Annotated in this window: 10 protein-coding genes; all 10 read left to right on the top strand. The window is 35.7% G+C overall.

The genetic code is table 11. The annotated features are described in order from the left end of the window. On the top strand, positions 1–951 hold a 951-nt coding region (locus DW938_RS14020; protein WP_181984466.1), incomplete at its 5' end, for an amidase domain-containing protein. Beyond that, positions 948–1,475, top strand: a complete 528-nt coding sequence (locus tag DW938_RS14015; protein WP_022126883.1) for a hypothetical protein — start codon at positions 948–950, stop codon at positions 1,473–1,475. The genes DW938_RS14020 and DW938_RS14015, both read left to right, overlap by 4 nt. A gap of 273 nt (positions 1,476–1,748) precedes the next feature. Beyond that, complete coding sequence (locus tag DW938_RS14010) at positions 1,749–2,213, top strand: hypothetical protein (RefSeq protein ID WP_118125522.1); 465 nt, start codon at positions 1,749–1,751, stop codon at positions 2,211–2,213. Between the two features lie 50 nt (positions 2,214–2,263). After that, on the top strand, positions 2,264–3,172 hold the full coding sequence (locus DW938_RS14005; protein WP_041337554.1) for a hypothetical protein: 909 nt from the start codon (positions 2,264–2,266) through the stop codon (positions 3,170–3,172). 204 nt (positions 3,173–3,376) lie between these two features. After that, the gene (locus DW938_RS14000) at positions 3,377–3,817 is read left to right on the top strand and encodes a DNA-directed RNA polymerase sigma-70 factor (RefSeq protein ID WP_022126884.1); all 441 of its coding nucleotides are present in this window, start codon (positions 3,377–3,379) and stop codon (positions 3,815–3,817) included. A 485-nt stretch (positions 3,818–4,302) separates the two neighbouring features. Continuing rightward, positions 4,303–4,506 carry a hypothetical protein gene (locus DW938_RS13995; RefSeq protein ID WP_022126885.1) on the top strand — a complete coding sequence of 68 codons (204 nt, stop codon included), beginning with the start codon at positions 4,303–4,305 and terminating at the stop codon, positions 4,504–4,506. 1 nt (position 4,507) lies between these two features. After that, a complete protein-coding gene (locus DW938_RS13990) occupies positions 4,508–4,855 on the top strand; it encodes a type II toxin-antitoxin system PemK/MazF family toxin (protein ID WP_041337553.1) in 348 nt (115 codons plus the stop codon). Further along, entirely contained in the window at positions 4,848–5,006 is a 159-nt protein-coding gene (locus tag DW938_RS14875) for a hypothetical protein (RefSeq protein WP_022126887.1), read from the top strand. The genes DW938_RS13990 and DW938_RS14875 overlap by 8 nt, the downstream gene beginning before the upstream one ends. A gap of 12 nt (positions 5,007–5,018) precedes the next feature. Continuing rightward, positions 5,019–5,147 carry a DUF3789 domain-containing protein gene (locus DW938_RS13985; RefSeq protein WP_117925210.1) on the top strand — a complete coding sequence of 43 codons (129 nt, stop codon included), beginning with the start codon at positions 5,019–5,021 and terminating at the stop codon, positions 5,145–5,147. A 63-nt stretch (positions 5,148–5,210) separates the two neighbouring features. Then, positions 5,211–6,545: recombinase family protein (locus DW938_RS13980; protein ID WP_147342407.1), on the top strand; the 1,335-nt coding region annotated here is incomplete at its 3' end.

The raw sequence follows: 6,545 nt of genomic DNA, 5'->3' as shown, positions 1-6,545 counted from the left end.
GAAGTTGACACTGAAAGTGGGCTTATTACATGGGATAACGATGGCAATATTCAGTTGCCAACTTTTAAGGATTGCTTAGAGAAAGCAAGCAATAAATTTTATGTTAGAAATGTTTTAGAGACATATTTAAAATATGCTCCAAGTACAATATGGAAAGTTTTTTTAAACGCTGAAATATTGCCGATTCATTCCAATCCTTGCGATGCAGATACAGATGGTGATGGTCTTTTAGATCACGAAGAAGTGATATATACAGGTTATACCGATCCATTAATACTATATGTATCATCACCATTTTCTAAGGATTCTGATGGAGATGATATTTATGATAAGTATGACTTAGAACCTTGGATTGTAAATGAATCATATGATAGAAATGCCGTATATGATTACATGAAGAAGTGGTCCGGAGATTATGACACAGTTGGTGAAAAGTACAATTATAGTGAGTATCCTAACTTTTCAGAATTAAGCGATAAAATGACTGATTGTACTAATTTTGCTTCTCAATGTTTATGTGCAGGTGGATTTAAAATGAATAATGATTGGTATTTTGGGAAAGCTGAAGGCTTAGCATCGCATATTCATGGATTATTTTCTCATACAGGAACATGGGATTATGGCTGGACTAAATCATGGTCTGTTGTAGTTGATAATTATAACTATTTTCGTTCTGAAGAATACGCGATGTATGAGGTATCTATAGGTAGAGATGAATCTATTGAGGAAGCTATATCCAAATATGATATACGTATGGGAGATTTGATTTACTTTTGTAAAGAAAAAGGACCAACACATACAGCAATAATATCCAGTGTGCAGAAAGATGAGATTCTTTATGCTGGTCATACCAAACCAAGATGGAACAAGAAACTATCAGAAACATTTGACGAAAATGAAGATTATACAAATGTCATCATTGTTTGCTTAAACGGTAGGGTTCCAGCATGAAGAGAAAAAACATAATTTGTGTAGCCTCTAGCATTTTTATTATAATCTTATTGGTATGTGTAATAATCAAATTAACTTGTATCGTTAATCTAGATGATGGTTCATCAACATCGATATCTGATGCTGAATATCTTGAAGTATCGGACTTAAGAAAATTATATATATTTATAGATGACGATGAAAAAAATCTTTTAGAAGAATTAGCAAAAAATATGATTTTGGATTCCTATTATAATAATGGATTTAATGATCAATATACAACCATTGTTTCTAATGATATTTTTAAAAGACTGAATCCAAATAATACAGGAAATAAGTTCGATTTTGAATTAATCAGCGTGGATGTGCAATGCCTATGTAGTGAAGATAAGGCTATTGTATTTTTTACTAAGGATTGTTCTATGCAATCGAGCAGCAATAGAATTGAATGTAAAATAGTTACAGACGGATCCATCCTTGATAGACTATACTTTGAAAAAATTAATGATGAGTGGAAAGTGGTATCTTTTTTACAATCGGCATGATTTTTGACTACCTAAAAATATCATATTAATATGCATAATCATGGGACTGCTGCAGCGTGTGCTCAACAGTCCCATTTTTCTCTCACTTGAAACTAAGAATATTACTGCGAATTTTCATTATTTAATTACAAAAAGAAAATATTAATAAATCAAGAACAAGCCTTACAGTTTACGTCGAATAAATTTATTTCGGGTAAAGAAGTTGAATATATTGTCTTAAAATGGTATGATACAATTGTTAGAGTGTAATAAAACAAAAAAGTGGTGATATATATGTTAAAAGAAATTATGGCACGAATTGCAGGAATAGTGGTAATAATTATTATTGCAATTATAGTAAATTTTGTATTAAAAAGAATTCCAAACGATTCAAACATCAAAAGATTTATACGGAAATGGGGTAGAATAATAACCAATGTTGCTACAACAGTAATAACGATTTTAACATTTATATTTCCGTGGATATCTTCTCCGATATTTGATGAAGATACTGAAGAATATTATGACGAACCATCATATTCTGAGGTCGTAACAACATCAAGCACTACTAATAAGACTACCACCGCTTCAACAACGAAAACTACTACCACTACTACTAATAATACCACTACAACTGAACCCCCTACAGAAAAAAGCGGTAATACTTACATTGATGCTATATCGCTGACAATAGGTGAAACATATGAAAAACTTTTACATATTCAGAGGATAATGATAATTGTGTTTGGTATATTATAAATATTTCCGAAGACGGTTTATTATCATTAACGTTAAATGCTTCTGCTGGAGTGTATTGCAATATTAATTTAATATGTATCAATGGAAATGATAGACTTAATTATGATTGCGGACAGGATCGCATACTAAATCTTAACACGCCTATCCAAGCGGGTGAATATTATATAAAAATATCCTATGAGCAATCAGGTACATATTCTTTAAATAGTCAATTTAGTACAAGCGGATATAGTAAAGATGAGGAAATAAATTCACCATATCAAAATGCTAAACTGATTGAATCCAATACTTTAAATGGCCATATAGGATATAAAAGTAACCAGCCTAACGAAACCGATACTGATGATTTTTATAAACTAATTTTGAATTCTTTTCAATTATATACCTTTAATCTTACTATGGATTCAGATTTAAAAGCAAAGATATTTGTCATTGCTTCTGATGGCGCAACAGAAATATATAGCGATTACGGCAAGAATAAAGAAATTAAGCTTATTTGTCCGCTACAATCAGGAACCTACTATATTCGTATAGAGTGTTTGGAAAACTATGGCGGCTATCAATTGCAGATGAATTCTGTTGAAATAAAAAATTTGGACAGTGAACCTAATAATACATATCAAAATTCAATTGAAACAAAAGCTGATGAAACAATTAATGGTTCTATAGGCTTTGTAAACGATAAAAAAGAATACGATCAATATGATTGGTATATGTTTAATATTAATGAAAGGAAGCATATCATAATAAACACAAATTCACCAGAGCCATTTCAATACGAAATAAGATTGATTGGTACAGATGGAGAGCAAACTCTATCTTATACTACCTGTCGTGGTGAAATAGAAACTATTGAGTACGATTTAGAACCTGGTAGGTACTATATAAGAATTTATTCTTCCAATTATGGGGAATATGAGTTTAGTTATAATTTAAATTATGATTTTAACGATGGCTAACTTATTGGAATAATATAACATGAGGAGTATAACAAAAGCTTTTAAAGCCGAAAGTTATACTCCTTTTTCTTAACAGACCTTTTTGTTTTAAAAGCAGAAAGGTCTTTTTTATGCCCATTTTTAATTATTGGCAATGTTTTATTGCCAAATACCCATAAGCCTTCGTTTTGATTCAGAACGAAAAATCAAAACGGAGGTAAAAATATGAGCTATAATCATGGCTTGGAGGAAAAGAAATTTAAAGAACAGTGGCAGAAAACCGCTGAGGAGTACAGAAAAGCAGGGATGACTGAGAAACAGATAGCGGAAATTTATGAGTTTGACCGTGAGGTTTTCAACTCCAATCGGCGTTACAGAGAAAAAACAGTTGGACTGTTTGATAATTCAAACAGCAGAACGCTGACGGTTTATGATGATTATTCGACAAACAATCGTTATGGCTGGATCGATGAGATTGAGGACATGGAAGTGTATTCGCAGATCATGTCCTTGCCGGAAATCTGGCGTGAAGCTTTTACAATGTACATATTTGACGGGTACACTCAAAATGAAATTTCGTCAATTTTACTAAGAAATCAGTCGAATATATCCCGCGTAATTGATAAAATTGCTGAAATTTTAAGAAGTCAATTTTCAAACGCATAAAAAGGGTGTTCTCATCGGCTACAAGGTGAAAGGGAAAAAGGAGCGATCCAAATCCCTGAGAATCTTGACAACAGAATAACAGCATCGGGAAAACGTTAATCCTGCGGCCGGTATAAAATCTCGGCAGCCGCATGAACCATACGCCACGACCTCAGTTGAGCGAGCGATCAATATGACGTTCAGACCTTTGGACAGCAACCAAAGCAGGCGATGAAACGCAGGAGGATAATGATACTTCCGCCCAGCCACAGACTCAAGCAATGGGGGCGGCTCTATGAGAACCATAGTGGAGTGAGAGGCTCATGAGATGAATAAGCTGTTCATCGTTCCCGATGTTCCGCCGTGACGGGTATCTAGGATAAATATCACGGAAATTCGTCTGAAACTTACGAATCAGACGAAGGCAAAACGAATTAATAAGGCGGTTTGCATTCTTTTGCAGACCGCCTGTTACATATAAAAATAAAAGGTCAGGAGGCTGATATATGAAAGATAACGATATTCCTGAGAAATCAGATTTTTATAAATTTGGAGTAAACATTCCTGTACCAACAGTCAGGTTATCAAACAAACACCCATGTTATGGTTGTGTGTGGTATGACAAGAATGCTGATGTTCTTTTCTGCCCGTTTCATAACTGCGTTAGGAACAAAAAAGGCTTTGAAGTTCCGCAAAAGGTGGCGAAATGAAATGCTGATCAAACGAGGAGATATTTTTTACGCAGATTTAGATCCCGTAGTCGGTTCTGAGCAAGGCGGTGTTCGTCCCGTGCTGGTGGTTCAGAACAATATCGGAAACAGGCATAGTCCCACGCTTGTGGTTCTGCCGCTGTCAACAGTTAAGAAAAACAAGCTTCCTACGCATATCTGCATAAGAAATTCAAAAATACTGCCTAAAGATTCGGTCATTCTTGCCGAGCAGATTAGGACAATAGACCGCAGCAGACTTCGGAGCTATATAGGCTCATTGGACAGCGGGATAATAAATAAAATCGATGAGGCAATGAAAATAAGTATAGGAGTGGATTTTGATGACTAAATTCGGACAAGCAGAATACGGCGATTTTATGGCAAGAATGTTTGCCGATAAGCTTGATGAAATTCTTGAAACTACCGAAAAACAGAATTTCAACCGCAGAAACACAGAAGATATTTACAAAGAATTTGTATCGTCAAAAGATGCAGCTTAAGGAGGTATTAAGATGTTAGGATTTTTTATTGGCTTGCTTGTCGGAGCTTTTATCGGCATGACCGCAATGTGTCTTTGCACAGCGGCAGGGCAAGCAGACAAACATGAAAACTGCACAGATTCGGACAAAGAAATTCATTGAGTTTGATGATACCATTCCTAAAAAATTTGTGGTATCCTTGTTGGTTGAAAGGAGTGTGAGGAAATGCCGACAGTAACGGTAATACAGCCGACAATCACAGAAGAACAAAATACGAAGATCCGTTGTGCCGCATATTGCAGAGTAAGTTCAGACAGCGAAGATCAGCTTAATTCCTTTATGGCTCAGACAAGATACTACAGTCAGTTTTTTGAGAACTCCGAAACGGAAGAACTGATCGATCTGTACGCCGACGAGGGTATAACAGGTACCCGTGAGGACAAGCGTGACGAGTTTCAGAGAATGATAAAAGATTGCCGCAAAGGGAGGATAGACAGGATATACACCAAGTCTATCAGCCGATTTGCCCGAAACACTAAAGATTGTCTGAAAAACGTTCGTGAACTGAAATCTCTTGGTATTACGGTGTTTTTCGAGAAAGAGAATATCGATACAGCTAATATGACCGATGAAATGATGATAACAATAATGGGCGGTCTGGCTCAGGAGGAATCGACTTCGATTTCGCAGAATATGCGGTGGAGCATAAAAAAGCGAATGGAAAACGGCACAATGAAAATGTGCAACTCGGTGTTTGGATATGAACTTGTCAACGGTGAATTGATCTTAAATCAGGATGAAGCCCGGATAGTCAGAAAAATATTTGATTGGTATCTGAACGGATACGGAAGTGAAAAAATCGCTCAGATGTTAAATGAAATGGGAATTGGAAAAAGAGGTAGATCATGCCACTGGACAGGACCTACCGTGAGAGTTATGCTTAAAAATGAAAAATACATCGGAGATCAGCTGTTTCAGAAACGGTTTACAACAACCGTTTTGCCTCGTAAAAATTTGCCGAACAGAGGAGAATTACCTCAGTATTATTACACCGGATGTCATGAAGCCGTCATTTCAAAAGATGTATTTGACAGAGTGCAGGAATTAATACGTCTTCGGGGTGAAAATAAGCGGAATGAAAGCCGCGGTAATATACTGTCCAAGAAAATCAAATGCGGTGAATGCGGAACTACTTTCCGTATGAAAAATTGCAGAGGAAAAATATATTGGGTTTGCAGACTTCATACCGATGAAATAGAAAAGTGCTCGGTAAAACCAATAAATCAAGATAATATCCACTCTGCTTTTATCAGATTATGCAATAAACTTTGGTACAATTACAAACAAATCCTTGTACCTTTTCAAACAGCGCTGCATGATCTGAAACTCCGAAAACTCAGCAGTAAAACTCAGGTAATGGACATTCACAAGCAAACCGCCAAGCTTCGTGAACAGACACACGTCCTTGCAAGACTGAAAACCAAAGGGTTTCTGGACGAGGTATGGTTTTGTCAATATCACTTGACACATTTTATTCGAACAAGAATTATGCAACGAGAA

The sequence above is a fragment of the Ruminococcus sp. AM43-6 genome (assembly GCF_003461785.1).
Taxonomy (GTDB): domain Bacteria; phylum Bacillota; class Clostridia; order Oscillospirales; family Ruminococcaceae; genus Hominimerdicola; species Hominimerdicola aceti.
This window is presented reverse-complemented; position numbering and strand designations above follow the sequence as displayed.